The following is a 17151-nucleotide window of genomic DNA, read 5'->3' on the forward strand; positions in this document are numbered from 1 at the left end:
TCCCAGGCCGGAGGCTCTGCTGGGCGACAAGGGCTACTCGGCCCGGCGGATCCGCGAATACCTGCGGCAGCGCCGCATCACCACGGTCATCCCCGGACCTCGGGACCAGGGCGCCTACCGTGCCCGCAAGGGCCGGGGCGGTCGGCCACCGCGCTTCGACGCTGAACCGTACAAGCCACGCCCCGCACCCTGGTCGAGCGGTGCTTCGCTCGGCTCAGGCGGTTCCGCGCGATCGCGACCCGGTTCGACAAGCTGGCCAGCCGTTACCGACCCGGGGCGCTCCTGGCCAGCCTCCTCCTATGGCTCCGCGAATTACCAGACACGCCCTGGCGCGTCCAAGCCGCCGCATGCGCCACCGCACCTCCACGACGGCGAGCGCCATCACGTTCCCCGTCCGCGCCTGATCGGCGGAAATCCGTAAGACCCGGTCGCGCACAGCGCGGGCGGGTTCGGCCAGCAGCAGCCCGGAGGCGTCCGGGCCGGCCCCGCCGCCGTAGGTGCCTTCCCCTGGTCATCCCGGCAAGGTGTCCGTCCGCCATTCCGGTGACCTCGCTCCCGGCCGCCTCCGGGTCGGCGTGTCCCGAGCGCGGCAGCGTGGTCGGCGGGTCCGAGAGCGGGGTGGCAGGCGGGCCGCTGCGGTCGGGCGGCCGCTGGACGTGCGGCGCGACCCGGCGCGGTTGGACTGTGGATATCGACCACTCTCCGCGCGCGAAGCACTACGCTGCGTATCCATATACATCCATTGCGTGGTACCCGCACATGGAAGGACCGAAATCCAGATGGACACCGCTGCCTCCGGACCGGAACTCGGCGACTACACGGCCTTCCTGCGCCGGCGCTGGTGGATCGTGGCCGTCGGCGCCGCCGTCGGGGTCACCCTGGCGGCGCTCGCGCTGCTCGTCGTCCCCGCCACCTACACCGCCAAGACGGCGGTGCAGGTGCGTCCCACCGGCGTCCCCGACCTCACCGGCGAGCGGTCCGGCCGGACCAACGGCGAGGTGAACCTCGACACCGAGGCGCAGGTCGTGGCCTCGACCCAGGTCGCCTACGCCGCCGTGTCGCTCATGGACTCCGCCGAGGAGGTCACCGAGGCGCGCGAGCGCGTGTCGGTCACCGTTCCGCCGAACAGCAGCGTGCTGGAGATCGCCTTCTCCGACGCCACTCCCGAACTGGCGCGCCGCGGGTCGGCAGCCTTCGCCGCCGCCTACCTCGACTACCGCAGGGCCCAGGTGACCGACCAGCTCGACGGGCGCATCGCCGCGCTGCGGGACGAGCGCGAGGGGCGGCGCGCGGAGTTGGACGCGCTGGCCGAGCGCGCGGCCACCTCGTCCGGCGGTGCGCGGGTCCGCGCGGAGAGCCACCTCGCGGCGGTCCAGGGCGAGCTCACGGAGCTGAACAACCAGATCAACCCGCTGAGCGCGCTCCGGGAGTCGGTGGTGCCCGGCCGCATCATCACCGCGGCCACCGCCCCGGACTCCCCGAGCTCGCCCGTCGCGCTGCTGTGGCTGACCGGCGGCGCCCTCCTCGGCCTGCTGGGCGGCCTCACCGCCGGCTATGTCGTGGACCGCTCAGCGCCCCGGCTGCACCGGGTCCGGGAGCTGCGCGGCAGCGTGGGCGCTCCGCTGCTGCTGGACCTCACCGACGAGGCGGAGGCCGTCAGCGCCGCCGGCGGTCCGCTGCCCTCCGCCGGACGAGCCGCCCAGGGCTTCCACGCGCTGGCGCACACCCTCCGCAACCGGCTCGGTGTCACGGGCCGGCTGCTGCTGGTGCCCGCCGTGCCCCCGGGCCGCTCCGGAGGGATCGCGGCGGTGAACCTCGCCGCCGCGTTGGCCCGCACCGACGCCGACGTCCTGCTGGTCTGCGCCGACCTGGAGGACCGGACCGCCGCCGAGCTGCTGGACGTCACCGACGGCCCCGGACTCGCGGAGGTCCTGGAGGGCGCCGCCGAACACACCGAGGTGGAGCGGCGGCCGGCCGGCGTGCCGGGGCTGCGGGTGCTGCCGCCGGGCCGCCCCGGCGAGCACACCGCCGAGCTGCTGCAGCGCGACGTGATGAGCGTGCTGCTGCACGAGCTGCGCGGCAGTGCGCGCTATGTGCTCATCGCGACCGCCCCCACCTCGGTGCGGGCCGACGCCTACGCCATGGCCGACGACGCCGACGCCGCGATCGTCACCGTCGAGCTGGGCCGCACCCGGGTGTCCGACGCCGTGGACGCGGTCCAGCGGCTGGAGCGGCTCGGCGTCGAGGTGCTCGGCACCGTGGGGCTGCCCGAGCGGCGCCCGGCCGAGGTCCCCGTGCCCGAGGCGGCCCCGGCGGAGCACGCCGGGCAGCGTTCGGCGGGCGCCGCGATCCGCACCGCCCGTGACCTGTTCGAGCGGCTGCGCGTCTGGTGGGGGCTGCCGCCGTCGTCCGCGGCCGCCACCCCGGCGGGCGTCACCGCCGCGCAGCCGACGGAGGACCGCCCCGCCGGAGCCGAGCAGGCGGAGAAGGCGGACAGGACCGGGACGTCAGAGCCGGCAGCTCCGGCGGCGCCGCCGGAGCCCGCGGAGGAGGACCGCACGGAGCAGGCCGTCCCCGAGGCGGAGCCGGCCGCTCCCGGCCCGGAGGCGCCCGCCGCCCCTGCGGCGGCGGACGGCCCGGTGGTCAAGAAGTCGGCGGTCCCGGCGCAGCAGGCCGGCACCGCCGCCGACGACGCCGACCTCGCGCCGCAGCGTTGACGGACCCGATGCGATCCGCTATCCGCCCGTCCGGGCTCTCGCCGGTGCCGTGGACGCTCCCCACCTTCGGAGCGTCCACGGCATCGCGGGCCGGCGCGACGCGACGGAACGCCGTCACCCGACGGCCGGCGGGCGGGGGCGTGCCGGTCCCGCCCGCCGGTCCCCCGGCACCCGGCCAGCCGTGCCCCCGCTGCTCCGCACCCGCGCCGGAGCACCCGTTCACCGGCCGGCCGCCGCGCGGCGGGCGGCCGATCCGAGCGGCCGCGCCGGCCGACCGCGGCGTGCGGGACCACCGCCTGCTCCCCTGCCGGCCGGCGGCCCGCACCCTGGCCGCGCCCGCCCGTCGTCCGGCGGCGGCCGCGGCCGCCGCCTGGCCCCCGGAACCGGCATCGCCGCCGCAGGCTCCACCCGGCGGCCCGCCGACCGCGCGCCCCGCCGCCACCGTCCCGGTACTCCGCGGGCCCCGCGGCACCGAACCCGGCGCGCGCCCACCTCGGGACGCGGCGCCCCCGCACTCCGGCGGCCGCACGTCCGCCGCCCTTCCCAGCACGATCTCCTTCCCTCTCCGCCCCCCGGCTCGGGACGTCCCCGGAGGTGTCCGATGACGGCCGTGCACGCCGCCGAGCAGCCGGCCCGCGCGATCCGGCTGCCGGCCGGTTGGCCCTTCGTCGCGCTGTTCGCCGGGTACCCGCTGTGGTGGGCGCTCGGACTCGGGCAGTTCGCGTTCTGGGTCTTCGCCGTTCCCATGGCGGTGGAGCTCGTCCGCCGGCACCGCGCGGGCGGACTGCGGGTGCCGCCGGGGTTCGGGCTGTGGGCGTTGTTCCTGGTGTGGTCGGTGGCCGGACTCGCGTTCGTCGGGCTCACCCCCACCGGCGCGCTGCCCGGCAGCGGCGGGCTGCTCGGCGCGCTCGTGCGCATCGGCTGCTACCTCGCCCTGACCGTCCTGCTGCTCTACGTCGGCAACCTCTCGCGAACCGAGCTCTCGGACCTCCGGGTGGCCCGGACGCTCGGCTGGCTCTGCCTGGCCACCATCGCCGGCGGGCTGCTCGGCACCGTCGCCCCGCACTTCGAGTTCACCGCCCCCGCCGAGCGGCTGCTGCCCGGGGCGCTCGCCGCCGATCCCTACGTCCAGGCGCTGCTGCACCCCGCGGCCGCGCAGGTCATGGACGTGCTCGGCTACGAGGCACCGCGCCCCAAGGCCCCATGGGAGTACACGAACTCCTGGGGCAACAACCTTTCGCTGCTGCTGGTGTGGCTGGTCGTCGGCTGGGTCCGGTTCGGCTCCGGATGGCGGCGGTGGGCGGCCGCCCTGGCCGTCGGGCTGGCCGCCGTGCCCATCGTCTACTCGCTCAACCGGGGGCTGTGGGTCGGCCTCGCGCTGTCGCTCGGCTTCCTGCTGTACTGGCTGCTGCGCCGCCGGCGGGTGGCCGCGGCGGCGCTCTGCGGAGCCGCGGCGCTGCTCGCGGCGGCGGCGCTGCTGCTGTCGCCGCTGATGGCCATCGTCGAGCAGCGCGCCGCCAGCCCGCACAGCGACGACGGCCGGGCCACCTCCAGCGCCGCCGCCGTGCGTGCCGCCAACGAGTCGCCGGTGGCCGGCTGGGGCGCCACCCGGGAGGCGCTCGGCAGCGGCGACTCGATCGCGGTCGGCCGAACCCCGGAGTGCCCGCAGTGCGGCAACAGCACCATCGGCAACAACGGCCACCTGTGGCTGCTGCTGGTCGCCAACGGCTGGGTGGGCGCCGCGCTGTTCGTCGGCTTCTTCGCGCTGACCGCCTGGCGCCACCGCCGCGACCGGACGCCGGTCGGCGCGGCGGCGCTGCTCACGGTGCTGCTGCTGTTCTGGTACATGTTCTTCTACGTCGCGCTCACGGCGCCGCTCGCCATCACGATGACCGCCGTCGCCCTGCTGTGGCGCCGGGCGGCCGATCGCCCCGGCACCGCCGCCGCGCCGGTGGGGGTGTGACGCGGTGAGCGGCGACGCCAGCTACCTGTCCGTGGTGGCCGAGGTGCTGTGGCCGTGCGGCGTGCTGGGGCGCGGCCGCGGCCGCACCAGGCACGGCGACACCCGGCTTCCGCTGCCGGACGGCGTCCGGGTGCGGGAGTACCTGCCGGTGCCCTCCGCGCAGAACCCCCGGGTCATCCTGCCGGTGGCCGACCGCTACGCCGCCGCGCGCGGCATCTCGGCGTTCGCGCAGCGCCACTCCTTCCGGCAGCGGGTGCGCACCGCGCTGCTGACCACCGCGTTCACCAGCGGCCTGGCGCCGCTGCTGCTGCGCGACCGCGTCCGGGTCGCCTCGGGCCCGACCATCGAGCACGCGCTCGCGGCGGCCCTGGACCGCGAGGTGGTCATCGCCATCCACGTGGGTCCGCCGCGGGCCAACCGCAAACCCGTCCTGCTGCTGCTCACGCCGGGCGGGCGCAAGATCGGCTACGCCAAGGTGGGCGTCAACCCGCTGACCTCCCGGCTGGTCACCGCGGAGACCGCCGCCCTGCGCCGGCTCGCCGACGCGCGGCTGCGCGACGTCACCGTTCCGCGGCTGGTCTACGCCGGCGACTGGAACGGCCGTCCGCTGCTGGTGCAGGAGGCGCTGCCGGTCGGCGACCAGACCGACCGCCCGACCCGGCGGCAGCTGCTGCGGTGCGTGGCCCAGATCGCGGGCCTGGAGCCGATCCAGGAGCACCGCCTCTCCGCCAGCCCCTACCGCGCCGAACTGCACCGCCGCATCACCGCGCTCGCGGGGCGGCCGGAGGCACCGGCGCTGCGCGCGGCCGTGGAGGGGCTGCCCGACCTCCTGCTGCCGTTCGGGGCGTGGCACGGCGACCTCACGCGCTGGAACATCGCGAGCACGCCGCGCCGCGCGTTCGTGTGGGACTGGGAGCGGCTGGCCTCGGGCGTCCCGGTGGGGCTGGACGCCCTGCACTACGAGTTGACCGAGTGCGTGCAGGCCGGCGTGCACCCGGGTGTGCACCGCTGGCTGGACAGCGGCTCGCGGCTGCTGCGCGACCCCCTCCTGCTCGGCGCCGGCCTGCGGCCCGACTCCGTCTCCACCGTCATGGCGCTCTACCTCGTCGACCTGGCCACCCGCTACCTCCAGGACCGCCAGGCCGAGGCCGGCGCCCGGCTCGCCGCGGTGCACGAGTGGCTGCTCCCCGCCCTTGCCGGGCTCCGGGAACGCGCCGCCCACGAGGCGAGGCACGCCACGTGAGCCCGCGCCGCCCGCCTCCGGCGCCGCGCCGCCGCACCGCGGACCGCGGTGCACCCGTCCGCACCGATGATTGGGGCCAGCCACCATGTCCGACCGTTCCGCCCGCCCGTCCGCACGCGTCCGCGCCGCCGCGCAGGAGGCGGCCCGCCGCGGGGCCGACGCGTTCAGCCAGCGCACCCGGGGCCTGCGCGCCCTGCCCACCTTCCTCATCGCGGGCGCGCAGCGGTGCGGGACGACCTCGCTCTTCAAGGCCCTGACGCAGCACCCCGCGGTGCTCGGCCCGGTGCTGCGCAAGGGCGTGCACTACTTCGACGTCGCCCACCACCGGGGGCTCGACTGGTACCGCGGGCACTTCCCGCTGCGGGCGCGGACGCGGCCGCGGCGCGGCCGGCCGCGGGTCCAGGTCGGCGAGTCCAGCCCCTACTACCTGTTCCACCCGCTCGCGGCCGAGCGCATCGCCCGCGAGCTGCCCGGGGTGCGGATCATCGTGGCGCTGCGCGATCCCGTGCAGCGCGCCTACTCCGCCCACGAGCACGAGCGCGCCCGCGGCTTCGAGACCGAGCCGTTCGAACACGCCCTGCGGCTGGAGGAGGAACGGCTCGCCGGGACGGAGGAGCGGCTGCGCACCGACCCGGCCGCGCTGTCGCACAGCCACCGGCACCACGGCTACCTGGCGCGCGGCCGCTACGCCGAGCAGCTGGAGCGCCTGGAGAAGCACCTCGGGCGGGACCGGATGCTCGTCGTGGACAGCGCCGAGTTCTTCGCCGACCCCGAGCCGGTGTTCGCCGAGATCGAGGCGTTCCTCGGCCTGCCGCACCGGTCGGGCGTCCGGTTCGAGCGGCACAACGCGCGCCCCCGCGCCGACATGGACCCGGCGCTGCGGGCTCGGCTGGAGGAGTACTTCGCACCCCATGACGAACGGCTCGCGGCGTGGTGGGGCCGGACCCCGTCGTGGCGGAGGTGACCGGCGGGCCGCGCGCCGACCCCGACGGCCTGGGCCGGGTGGCGCGCGGCGGCGCCGTGAACCTCGCGGGCGCCGTGCTGGGCGCCGGCCTGAACGTGGCGCTGACGGTGGCGGTCGCCCGGGCGTTCTCCCAGCAGACCGCGGGAGCGTTCTTCTCCGCGACGTCGGTCTTCCTCATCAGCGCGACGGTGGCCAACCTCGGCACGTCCAACGGCCTCGTGTACTTCGTGGCGCGGCTGCGGGCGCTCGGTGCCGCGCGGCTGGTGCCGCACGTGCTGCGGCTCGCGCTGGGGCCGGTGGCGGTGGTCGCGGTGCTGCTCGGGGGCCTGCTGCTCGTCCTCGCCGAACCGCTGGCGGAGCTGCTGGGCGGGCCGGAGGCGGGCCGCTACCTGCGGCTGCTGGCGGTGTTCCTGCCGTTCGCGGTGGCCACCGACGCCGTGCTGGCGGCGGCGCGGGGCTTCCACGACATGCGGGGCACCGTCCTGCTGGACAAGGTGGCCCGGCCGCTCGCCCAGCTGGGGCTGCTCGCCGGCGTCGCGGCGAGCGGGGCGGCCGGGCTGCTCGCCGTGGCCTGGGCCGGCCCCTACCTGCCCGCGGCCGTCCTCGCGTGGTTCTGGCTGCGCCGCGTCATGGGGGCCGCACCGGACCCGCCGCCCGGGCCGGGTGCGGCCGGGCCGGAGGGGGCCGGCGCTCCGGCCGCACCGCGCGCGGACGCCCGGACGTTCTGGGCGTTCGCGCTGCCGCGGTCGGTGGCCAGCGTCGCGCAGATCGGCATCCAGCGCGGCGGCATCGTGCTGGTGGCCGTGCTGCGCGGTGCGGCGGACGCCGCGCTGTTCACCGCGGCCACCCGCTTCATGGTGGTCGGCCAGTTCGGGACGCAGGCGATCCAGTTCGCCGCGCAGCCCCGGCTGAGCGAACTGCTCGCGGTCGACGACCGCGCCGCCGCCAACGCGCTGTTCCGGACCAGCACCGCCTGGTTGGTCTGCCTCACCTGGCCGCTCTACCTGCCGGTCGCGCTGTACGCGCCGCTGCTGCTGCAGGTGTTCGGGCCCGGCTACAGCACCGGCGCGGCCGTGCTGGTGGTGGTCGCGGCCGGGATGCTGCTGTCGTCGGCGTGCGGTATGGGCGACCTGGTGCTCACGATGGCCGGCCGCACCCGGTGGAACCTGGTGAACAACCTGGCCGCGCTGGCCGCGAACGTCCTGCTGTGCGCGGCGCTCATCCCGCTGCTCGGCGCGGTCGGCGGCGCGTTGGCGTGGGCGGCGGCGGTGTGCGTGCGCAACGTGCTGCCGCTCGTCCAGCTCGCGCGCTCGCTCGGGCTGTCTCCGTTCAGCCGCGTGTGGCTGGTGGCGGCGGCCGCCTGCACGGCGTGGTTCGGCGCCGTGCCGGCCCTCTGCCACTGGGCGCTGGGCGGCGGCTGGGCGTCCCTGCTGGTCGCCCTGGCCGCGGGCTGCTCCGGCTACGCGCTCACGCTGTGGCGGCTGCGTGCGGTGCTCCGGCTGGACGGCCTGCTGCCCCGCCGGCCGCGCCGCCGCGGACCCCGTCCGGCGGTCGCGGCGTAGCGGTGCACCGCGATGGCCATGGCGGACGGCACGCCGCTGCCCATGCGAATCCCCCCGCCGGCACCACGCACACCGCGCGCCCTCGGCCCGGGTCTCGCGGCGGGTGGCCCGACACCGCGGATCCCCAGGTGCGGGACAGCGCCGGCGACCGCGGTCACCTTCCGCCCGGGCCACCCGCACTCGGCTGACCGAGTCCGACCGGACGCCACCTCGCCTGCCAGGATCTGGGCCGGGGTACCGTCCGACTCCGCTGCCCCGGAACCACCGTCCCACGCCGGCCATGCGCGGAAACCGTCCGCGGTGTCGGCTACCGTCCGGAGGTGGAGTGTTCCCACCGGACAGGAGACCAATGCGGCCGCCACGAGAGCTCGCCGACCTGCCCTACGCCGACGCGCTGCTGCCGTTCGAGGGTGCTCCCGCCGAGGGCGGCGACTACGACGGGCTGCACGCCGCGGACGCCGTCTTCGCGGAGGCCCGGGCGTCCGGCGCGCGGTTCATCGAGTGCGCGTTCACGTCCGTCGCCTTCGAGCGCGGCCGGTACCGGCGGGCGCGGTTCAACGACGTCTGGATCCACGGATCGCGGATGACGGGGACCGACCTCGGCGAGACCGAATGGCTGGACGCCAGCGTCGTCTCCGCCTCCCTGGCCGGGGTCGCGGCGTTCGGCTCCGAGCTGCGGCGGGTGGTCTTCTCCGGATGCCGGCTCAACGCCGTCAACTTCCGGGGCGCCGAACTCCACGACGTCGTCTTCGAGGACTGCGTGCTCGTGGACGTCGACTTCGGGGAGGCGCGGCTGACCGACGTGCGCTTCCCCGGCTCGCGGCTGGAGTCCGTCCTGCTCGCCGGGGCCGCCCTGAGCGAGGTCGACCTGCGCGGTGCGACCGCGGTCGACCTCGCCTCGGGTCACGACGCACTGCGCGGCGCCACCATCGACTCCCGGCAGCTGGTGGACCTCGCGCCCGCGCTGGCGCGGGCGCTGGGGATCACGGTCCGGGACACCTGACCCGCGCCGCGCCGGCCGGGGCCGTCACGTCCGCCCGTGCCCGACGCCGTGCCGCGACGCTCCCAGGCCGAAGACGGCCCGGGCCGCCCCCACGCGGCGGATCGCCTCATAGGACGCCAGGCTCAGTACGAACGACAGCACCATGACGGCCAGGAAGGGGACGACCCCGCTGTCGGCGACGAGCAGGACGTAGTAGCCGACCGCGACCAGGAAGGTCTGGTGCAGGACGTACACCGGGAAGGACGCCGGACCGAAGTAGGTCATCGCCGCGGAACGCCTGTTCAGGTACCGTTTGCCGTAGCCGAGCATGGCGAGCAGGGCCACCCAGCAGGCGAGCTGCTCCAGGCCGGCGGAGAGGGCGTCCGGCCGGTCGCCGGGGACGCGGATGTCGGCGAGGACGCCGGCCGCTCCCAGCAGCGCCGCCGCGAGGTACCACCGGCGGTGCCTCTCGACCGCTCCGACGACGGCGTCGTCCGCCGCCACGAGGAAGCCGAGCAGGAAGTACCCCGCGAAGACGAGGATGTTCTTTCCGGCCAGGTCCGGGAGAAGGGACAGCACCGCCAGGACCGCGGCCGGCAGGACCAGCAGAACCGGGTGCCGCGGCCATCCCGGCGCGTATCCGGTCCGGACGGCGGCGCGCATCGGGAGCACCAGGGCGGCCGAGATGACGAAGAGGAACAGGATGAACCACAGGTGGGCCGGCGAGATGCCGCCCGCGTACTCCGACCAGTCGGAGAAGTCGGTGAAGTAGCTCCGCAGGAACTCCCCGTATCCGCCCTGGTAGTCGCGGTGGAACCGCATCGCGTAATAGGACTGCGGCGGAACGATGACCAGCGCACCGAAGAGGAACGGGACGAGCAGCCGAAAGACCCGCTCCCTGAGGTAGCGCCCGGCCGATCTGCGCCGCAGCGCGTGGTGGCTGGCGGCGCCGGCGAGCAGGAAGAGCAGCGGCATGAACCAGTACGACAGCTCCACCAGCACCGAGGAGAACGCGTTCACCTCGCCCTTGACGTAGAAGGGCGTGCCCTCGTTGAACACCCGGGCCGTGTGGTACGGGAACAGGTAGAGGATCCCGAGGCTGCGGAGCCAGTCGACGTAGTCGCTCCGCATGGTGGTCGCCGTTCCTGTGTCGGTGGCGCGCCGGACGCGGTGCGCGTGGGCGCGGCGGGCGCTCACGCGCCGGCCGCCGTGCGCACGTCGATGGCACCGTTGTCGGTCCGCACCGTGACGGCGTGCGGGCTGCCCGGGTCCTGCGCCACGTCGGAGCGCACGGCGCCGTTGTCCGTCGCGGTCGTGACGTCGTAGGCGGTGTCGGGGAGTTCGATCGTCACCGCCCCGTTCTCCGCCGCCGCCACCACCCGCGCGGGGGCGGCGGCGAAGGAGAGGTGGATCTCCCCGCTCCTGGATTCGACCGCGACGCGGGCCGAGCGGACGCCGGAGCCGCGCAGCTCCCCGTTGTCGCTGCGCAGCGTGAGGGGGCCGGAGACGTCCTCGACCCGGACCGCGCCGTTCTCCGAGTCGATCTCCAGCGCCGCGTCGAACCCGGCCGCCGTGACCTGGGCTCCGCCTCCCTCGACCGTCAGCGCCACGTCTCGGGGCACGAGCACCTCGTACCGGACGTCGCAGCGGCCCAGGCTGAGCGGACCGCACCCGGTCCCCATTTCCAGCCTGTCGCCGACGAGTTCCCAGGCCGCTTCGGTCTCCGCGCCGAAGGACGGCCATCCACCGAGCCACCGGGTCACCTCGACCTCGGCGACGTCGGAGGGGCGGACGTCCAGGTCACCGCGGTCGACGGCGATGGTGAGCCGGTCTCCCACCGGCCCGAAGCCGCGCTCCTCGCGTTCGGATCCGCCGCCGGGCGCGCAGGACGCCAGGACGGCGACCGTGAGGAGCGCGCCGGCCGCGGGACGGACGCGCGGGGCGCGGGCGGGCATGGTCACGGGGTGCCTCCAGGAGACGGGAGCAGCGGGTGGTCGGCTCCGCCCCGCCCGGGCGCGGTCGGCGGCCGCGGGCGGCGCGGTGGTTCGTCAGGAGCGCGGGGGCGGGGCCAGCAGCGCGGTCAGCACGGTGGTGAGGGCCTGTTCGGCGGTCTCGGCGCTCACGGCCGCCGGATCGGCGAGATGCTCCATGGACAGGCCGTTCGTCAGGCAGTGCAGGATCAGCGCCGCGAGTTCGGGATCGACGGCCGGACCGCGGCCACCGCGCCGCGCGGCCTCCGCGATGGCCCGGGACGCCGCCTCGCGCTGCGCGCGGCGCAGCGCGGCGACGACCTCGCGGGTCGGTTCCTCCCGGGCCGCGCGGGCCGCGAACTCCAGTCCGAGCCGGCCGCGCTCGGTGTCGTCGACGATGCGCCGAGCGACGAGCCGGGCGGCCCCGCGGAGGGCGTCCCCGAGATCGCCGCCGCCGCGGACCTCGGCCAGCACGGCGGTCGACTCGGTGTCGGAGCGCTCGCGCAGCAGCGCGCCGAACAGCTCCTGTTTGCTGCCGAAGTTGGAGTAGACGGCGCCCTTGGTGAAGCCGGCGGCACGGGCGATGTCCTCAAGCCGGCTGTCGGCGTAGCCGCGCTCGGCGAAGACCTTCGCCGCCGCGGCCAGCAACCGCCGGCGCACCTCCGCGCGGGGCGTGCGCGGGGTCGGCTCGGGGAGAGGTTCGTCGGACTGGCTCATGGAGAGGACGTTAGCATACCCACGGGTATCGAATACTCATTGGTATCGAAATATCCCTTCGGATCCGCCGCGCACGGACCGGCCCTCTCCGGACGCCCGCCCGCCAGAACCTCCGCACCGCGACCGCCGCGACCGGGGTGGGCGACACGAGGAGCAGCACTCCTCACATGGAGTTACCGAATAATCACGTAGTGCCATGACATCATGGCGGCATGCCTGCTGCCCCTGTCCTGTTCGTCGCTTCGAGCGGGGGTCACCTCGCGCAGCTGTGGTCCCTGCGTCCCTGGTGGGAGGGGCGGGACCGGCTCTGGGTCACCTTCCGCACCCCCGACGCCGTCTCCACGCTCGCCGGCGAGCGGGTCCGGTGGGCCCACCACCCGACCACGCGGCACCTCGGCAACCTGCTGCGCAACACGGTCCTCGCCGTCCGTGTACTCGCCGGCCGCCGGCCGGCCGTGGTGGTCTCCACGGGGGCCGGGGTGGCGCTGCCGTTCTTCGCCGTCGCCTGGCTGCTGCGGGTGCCCACCGTCTACATCGAGGTCTACGACCGCATCGACGCCCCGACGCTCACCGCCCGGCTCTGCCGGCCCTTCACCCGGCTGTTCCTCGCCCAGTGGGAGGAGCAGCGCGACTTCATGCCGACCGCGATTACCGTAGGACCGCTGCTATGACCGAGAGCCACGCCCGCGACGACCGGCCGCTCGTGCTGGTCAGCATCGGTACCGACCACCACCCCTTCGACCGGCTGGTCGACTGGGTCGACGCCTACGCGGCCGACCATCCCGCGGTCCGCTGCCTCGTCCAGCACGGCGGCACCCGCCCGCCGTCGGTCGCCGAGGGGGTCGCCTTCCTCGACCACGACCGCCTCGGCGCGCTGATGGCCGAGGCCGCCGCCGTCGTCACGCACGGCGGTCCCGCGACCGTCACCGAGGCGCGGCGCAGCGGCCACCTTCCCATCACCGTCGCCCGCGACCCGGAACTCGGGGAGCACGTCGACGACCACCAGCTGCGGTTCGTCTCGCGCCTGGACATCGCCGGCATGGTGCGGTCCTGCGCCAGTTCCCAGCAGCTGGCCGCGACCCTCGACAAGGCGCTCCGCCAGCCCACCGACTTCCGGCTGGACCCCGACGCCGGCACCGGGCCGGCCGCGGCGGCCCACCGCGCCGGCGAGCTGATCGACCTGCTCTGCTCGGCGGGCGAGGAACCGGCGCCGCGCCCGCTCCCCCGGCCCCGGCCGGCCGCGGCGGCCGGCCCCTGGCCGGACGTGACCGTGGTCGTTCCCACCCGGGACCGGCCCGAGCTGCTGCGCCGCACCCTGCGCTCGATCACCATGCAGGACTACCCGGGCGTGGTCACCACCCTGGTCGTCTACGACCACGACGACCCGGACCACGCGCTGTCCGACGACTGCGGCGACCGCCCGGTCCTGGTGCTCGGCAACACCATGAGCCCCGGCCTGGCCGGCGCCCGCAACACGGGCCTGCTCGCCGCCGAGACCGACCTCGTCGCCTTCTGCGACGACGACGACACCTGGCTGCCGCACAAGCTGCGCGCCCAGGTCGAGGTGATGCGCGCCGAGCCCGAAACGGAGATCGTGTGCTGCGGCATCCGCGTCGCCTACGACACCACCGAGCGCACCCGGGTCCTGGAGCGCACCGCGGTGACCTTCGCCGACCTGCTGCGGTCCCGGCTCACCGAACTCCACCCCTCGACGTTCCTGCTGCGCCGCGACGCGCTCGTGCACGGCTGCGGCATGGTCAGCGAGGAGATCCCCGGCAGCTACGGCGAGGACTACGAGCTGCTGCTCCGCCTCGCCCGCCGCGCGCCGATCCGCAACCTGCCGGATCCGGCGGTGCGGGTGCTGTGGCATCCGCGTTCGCACTTCACCGGCCGGTGGCAGACCGTCTCCGCCGCGCTGCGCTGGCTGCTCGCCGAGTACCCGGAGTTCCGGCTGGTGCCGCGCGGCTACGCCCGGGTGGCCGGCCAGATCGCCTTCGCGGAGGCCGCGGCCGGCCGCCGGGGCGCCGCGCTGGAATGGGCCCTGACCACTCTGCGCGCCCGCCTACTGGAGCCTCGGGCGCCGCTGGCCGTCGCGGTGGCCTGCGGCCTGCCGGCCGACGCGCTGCTGCGCACCCTGCACCGGCGGGGCAAGGGCATCTAGCGGCCGTCGCCGGACGAGCGGGGGGCCGGGGACCCGCCCTCGCGCGCCATGGGCGGACGGCGCGCGCACCGCGGGAGCGGCGGGATCGGGCCATGGCCGGTCTGGGCCGCGGGCCTGCGCCGGACCGGAGGCACCGGCTCCGGAGCGGTCCTCACCCGCCGGACCGCTCCCCGTCCTCCTCCGCACTGTCCTCCCGTCGCCGGCGGGCCTCCTCCCGCGCTTCCTGCCGGGCCTCCTCCTGCGCCTCCTCGACCAGTGACAGCGCGTCCTCGACGGCCTCCCGTGCCCGCGGCGGCAGGTTGACGTAGGGATCCCGTCCCGCCTGCGCGAACCCGCGGATGGCGTGGGGGTCCTCAAGGACGCGGAAGTCGCAGGTGGGCGCGGTCACCCCGTCCCAGACCTTGACGGCCCGGACCCGCTCGTACCCGCGCAGCACCTCGGGGATCTCGGCGTACCACGCGGCCGTGGCCTGCGGGTCCCCCGGGATCGGGACGGTCCCCATCTCGCCGATCATCACCGGCTTGTCGGGGTCGATGCCGTGCTTCGGCCCCTCCGTCTGCACCCACTCGTAGGTCGGGGCGAGCGCCTCCTCGAAGCTCAGCACCTCCTCCCAGTCCGGCTGGAGCTCGCAGCCGGTCATGTTGTACGCCTCCCAGCTGAGCCAGTCGACGTAGTCGTTGCCCGGCCACAGCCCGGGCAGCCGGTCCAGGTTGGCCGGCCACCCGGTCACGTTCCACACGAAGATGGCGTTGCCGGCGCCGTTGCGGCGGTACAGCTCCACGATGTGCCGCCACGCCTGCGTGAACTCCTCCGGCGTGCCGCGCTTCTCGTACCGGCGGCCGGCGTCCGCCTCGTGGTCGAAGGTGATGAAGTAGGGGCGGCCGGTCGCGGCCACGCCGCGCGCCTGGGCGGCCAGCGACGCGTCGAACTCGCCGTCGATGATCTGGCGGTAGGACACCTCGGGGTGCCCCGGTTCCGTGAACCGCCGGGCCTCGACGTTGGCGTGCAGGAACCGGCCCTCGTCGAGCAGGACCCGCTCCTCCTCGTCGGGGATGTCGTGCTGGTCCACCCCGTGCCACGTGTAGACGATGTCCATGCGGCGGCCGGCGGCGCGCTCCAGCGGGTAGACGTCGCCCTGCCACGGGCTGGCCCCCCACCAGACACCGCAGGACGGCTCCAGGATCTCGCTCACCCGGCACCGCTCCTCCTCCGACACGGCGGTCGGCGGGGCGGGCTCGGCCGGCGGCTCGGGCTGCACACTCGGCTGCGGAGCCTCGTCCGGGCGCGGCGGGACCGGGACGGGCGGCGGCTGCGGCCCCGCCGGCTCCTGCTGGGCCGGGGACGCGTCCGCGGACGGCGCCGCCGCGGGAGCCGGTGACGGCACCGCCTCCGGGGACACGGACGCCTCCGGAGACGGTGCCGCGTCGGGGGACGGCGACGGCTGCGCCTCCGGTGCCGCGATGGCCTCTGGCGACGCGGCCGGCGCGGACGGTGGAGCCTCCGCCGGTGGCGGCGCCGCGTCCGGCGGCGCCGGCGCGGCGGGGGCGCTCGCAGCCGGCGCGGGCGCCTGCGCCGCGGGAACCGCGGTCTTCCCCTCGGGGGACGGCGGGGCGCTCGGCTGCTGCGACGGCGAATCCGAGGAGGCGTCGTACAGGCTGATCGGCCACTCTCCGGCCGGTGCGCACGCGGTCGCGGCCGTGGTCACCGCCACCAGCAGCACGCCGAGCCGCTCGGCCGGGCTCCGGCTGCCGCGCTCCCGCGAGCGGCGCGCCCCGCCCCGTCCTCCCGCATTCGCGGAACCTGGCTGTCCGCACATAGCAAAGTGATTACCATACGCGTCGCACCAGTAACGGTAAGTATGCAGAGAGGCGAGTTGCCCCCACAAGCCCGCAGCCACGGCAGTTGCCGCAACCAGCACGGAAGCCCCCGATCAGGAACAACCCCGCTTTCCTCCCGATCTCGGCCACCGGGGACCGGCGGCCGCCGCGTGCAGCCGCCGCCCAGGGCCATACTGAGCCCATGGACGAGGCACTGACGCGGGCGGTCGACGATCTGTACGCGGTCTTCGCCCGGTACCCGGCTCGCCCGACCATCGCGGCCTGCCCGCACTGCATCAGCCCGGCCGCGCAGGCGGCGCTGCGGGCGGCGCCCCCGCGGCGGCTCGCCGCGGCTGCGCTGCGCCCCTTCACCACCAAGGCACTGTCCACCTGGGGCGACGCCGACGACTTCCGGCACTTCCTGCCGCGCATGCTGGAACTCGGCGCTCTGGACGACGCGTGGTTCCGATGGGACCTGGCCGTGGCCACCGGCAAACTCCGCCGGGCGCGCTGGCACACCTGGCCGGCCGACGAGCAGCGCGCGGTGACGGCCTACTGCCACGCCCTGTGGCACCACGTGCTCACCGTCAGCCCCGACGAGCGGCCGGCGGAGGAGCTGCTCCGCGCGCTGCACAACCTGTTCGATGACGTCACCCCCTTCCTCGCCGCCTGGCGGCAGGACGCCTCGGAACCGGCTCTGCGCCAGCTCGCCGCCGTGATCCGGTCGGTCGCGCGCACCCCGCCCGCCCACCTGGACGGACGGATCCTCGCCTGGATCACCCACCCGCGGACCCGCGAGGACGTCGAGGCCGGGTTCTTCCGCGCCGGTTCCCCGGCGGTCGCGCGGGAGCTCTCGGACGCCCATGACGACGTGGTGGCGCTGTGCGGTGCCGCCGGCCCGGCGGCACCGCCACGCGCACCCCGCGACTAGCGGACCTCCGCCGCGCCGCCGCCCCCGGGGTCGGCCGCCCGGCCAGGCCGTGCGCCAGACCACCCACCGGGGCACCACCGTCGCGATTGACCTCCAGTTCGCTTGAGGTCCTAACGTTGCGGTG

At 75.8% G+C, this 17151-nt stretch carries 13 protein-coding genes; 9 read left to right on the forward strand and 4 right to left on the reverse strand.

What is annotated here, in order from left to right:
• Positions 1–779 precede the first annotated feature (779 nt).
• The 6 genes from DEF28_RS04485 (at position 780) to DEF28_RS04510 (ending at position 9452) form a co-directional block, all read left to right on the forward strand.
• Positions 780–2717: a Wzz/FepE/Etk N-terminal domain-containing protein gene (locus DEF28_RS04485; protein WP_114396651.1), complete on the forward strand. Its 1938-nt coding sequence runs from the start codon at positions 780–782 to the stop codon at positions 2715–2717.
• Between the two features lie 601 nt (positions 2718–3318).
• Entirely contained in the window at positions 3319–4680 is a 1362-nt protein-coding gene (locus DEF28_RS04490) for an O-antigen ligase family protein (protein WP_114396650.1), read from the forward strand.
• 4 nt (positions 4681–4684) lie between these two features.
• Entirely contained in the window at positions 4685–5923 is a 1239-nt protein-coding gene (locus tag DEF28_RS04495; protein ID WP_114396649.1) for an aminoglycoside phosphotransferase, read from the forward strand.
• 85 nt (positions 5924–6008) lie between these two features.
• A complete protein-coding gene (locus tag DEF28_RS04500; RefSeq protein ID WP_114396648.1) occupies positions 6009–6887 on the forward strand; it encodes a sulfotransferase domain-containing protein in 879 nt (292 codons plus the stop codon).
• Positions 6875–8449, forward strand: a complete 1575-nt coding sequence (locus DEF28_RS04505; RefSeq protein WP_233515084.1) for a polysaccharide biosynthesis C-terminal domain-containing protein — start codon at positions 6875–6877, stop codon at positions 8447–8449. Before DEF28_RS04500 ends, DEF28_RS04505 begins: the two co-directional genes overlap by 13 nt.
• A 349-nt stretch (positions 8450–8798) precedes the next feature.
• On the forward strand, positions 8799–9452 hold the full coding sequence (locus DEF28_RS04510) for a pentapeptide repeat-containing protein (RefSeq protein ID WP_114396647.1): 654 nt from the start codon (positions 8799–8801) through the stop codon (positions 9450–9452).
• Positions 9453–9476: 24 nt separating this feature from the next.
• Here the strand turns inward: DEF28_RS04510 and DEF28_RS04515 are convergent, their stop codons facing one another.
• From DEF28_RS04515 to DEF28_RS04525, 3 genes are all read right to left on the reverse strand, one after another.
• Positions 9477–10562 carry an acyltransferase family protein gene (locus DEF28_RS04515; RefSeq protein ID WP_147280070.1) on the reverse strand — a complete coding sequence of 362 codons (1086 nt, stop codon included), beginning with the start codon at positions 10560–10562 and terminating at the stop codon, positions 9477–9479.
• Between the two features lie 62 nt (positions 10563–10624).
• Positions 10625–11386, reverse strand: a complete 762-nt coding sequence (locus tag DEF28_RS04520) for a DUF4097 family beta strand repeat-containing protein (RefSeq protein ID WP_233515087.1) — start codon at positions 11384–11386, stop codon at positions 10625–10627.
• Positions 11387–11479: 93 nt separating this feature from the next.
• Positions 11480–12118, reverse strand: coding sequence for a TetR/AcrR family transcriptional regulator (locus DEF28_RS04525; RefSeq protein WP_114396644.1), 639 nt, complete (start codon positions 12116–12118; stop codon positions 11480–11482).
• Positions 12119–12330: 212 nt separating this feature from the next.
• On the opposite strand from DEF28_RS04525, the gene DEF28_RS04530 reads away from it, so the two are divergent.
• Together DEF28_RS04530 and DEF28_RS04535 are read left to right on the forward strand one after the other, a co-directional pair.
• Positions 12331–12789 carry a glycosyltransferase family protein gene (locus tag DEF28_RS04530; RefSeq protein WP_114396643.1) on the forward strand — a complete coding sequence of 153 codons (459 nt, stop codon included), beginning with the start codon at positions 12331–12333 and terminating at the stop codon, positions 12787–12789.
• Positions 12786–14279: a glycosyltransferase gene (locus DEF28_RS04535; RefSeq protein ID WP_114396642.1), complete on the forward strand. Its 1494-nt coding sequence runs from the start codon at positions 12786–12788 to the stop codon at positions 14277–14279. The genes DEF28_RS04530 and DEF28_RS04535 overlap by 4 nt, the downstream gene beginning before the upstream one ends.
• Positions 14280–14430: 151 nt before the next feature.
• Here DEF28_RS04535 and DEF28_RS04540 read toward each other — a convergent pair whose 3' ends face one another.
• The gene (locus DEF28_RS04540; RefSeq protein WP_309485801.1) at positions 14431–15471 is read right to left on the reverse strand and encodes a glycoside hydrolase family 26 protein; all 1041 of its coding nucleotides are present in this window, start codon (positions 15469–15471) and stop codon (positions 14431–14433) included.
• 827 nt (positions 15472–16298) lie between these two features.
• Between DEF28_RS04540 and DEF28_RS04545 the strand changes: the two genes are divergently transcribed.
• On the forward strand, positions 16299–17027 hold the full coding sequence (locus DEF28_RS04545; RefSeq protein WP_114396641.1) for a hypothetical protein: 729 nt from the start codon (positions 16299–16301) through the stop codon (positions 17025–17027).
• Positions 17028–17151: the final 124 nt, after the last annotated feature.

The organism is Marinitenerispora sediminis (assembly GCF_003336425.1).
GTDB lineage: Bacteria > Actinomycetota > Actinomycetes > Streptosporangiales > Streptosporangiaceae > Marinitenerispora > Marinitenerispora sediminis.

What these genes read in the sequence shown, in the direction of transcription:
- DEF28_RS04485 (WP_114396651.1), top strand. Translation starts at nt 780, where the DNA reads ATGGACACCGCTGCCTCCGGACCGGAACTCGGCGACTACACGGCCTTC.
- DEF28_RS04490 (WP_114396650.1), top strand. Translation starts at nt 3,319, where the DNA reads ATGACGGCCGTGCACGCCGCCGAGCAGCCGGCCCGCGCGATCCGGCTG.
- DEF28_RS04500 (WP_114396648.1), top strand. Translation starts at nt 6,009, where the DNA reads ATGTCCGACCGTTCCGCCCGCCCGTCCGCACGCGTCCGCGCCGCCGCG.
- DEF28_RS04510 (WP_114396647.1), top strand. Translation starts at nt 8,799, where the DNA reads ATGCGGCCGCCACGAGAGCTCGCCGACCTGCCCTACGCCGACGCGCTG.
- DEF28_RS04515 (WP_147280070.1), bottom strand. Translation starts at nt 10,562, where the DNA reads ATGCGGAGCGACTACGTCGACTGGCTCCGCAGCCTCGGGATCCTCTAC.
- DEF28_RS04520 (WP_233515087.1), bottom strand. Translation starts at nt 11,386, where the DNA reads ATGCCCGCCCGCGCCCCGCGCGTCCGTCCCGCGGCCGGCGCGCTCCTC.
- DEF28_RS04525 (WP_114396644.1), bottom strand. Translation starts at nt 12,118, where the DNA reads ATGAGCCAGTCCGACGAACCTCTCCCCGAGCCGACCCCGCGCACGCCC.
- DEF28_RS04530 (WP_114396643.1), top strand. Translation starts at nt 12,331, where the DNA reads ATGCCTGCTGCCCCTGTCCTGTTCGTCGCTTCGAGCGGGGGTCACCTC.
- DEF28_RS04535 (WP_114396642.1), top strand. Translation starts at nt 12,786, where the DNA reads ATGACCGAGAGCCACGCCCGCGACGACCGGCCGCTCGTGCTGGTCAGC.
- DEF28_RS04545 (WP_114396641.1), top strand. Translation starts at nt 16,299, where the DNA reads ATGGACGAGGCACTGACGCGGGCGGTCGACGATCTGTACGCGGTCTTC.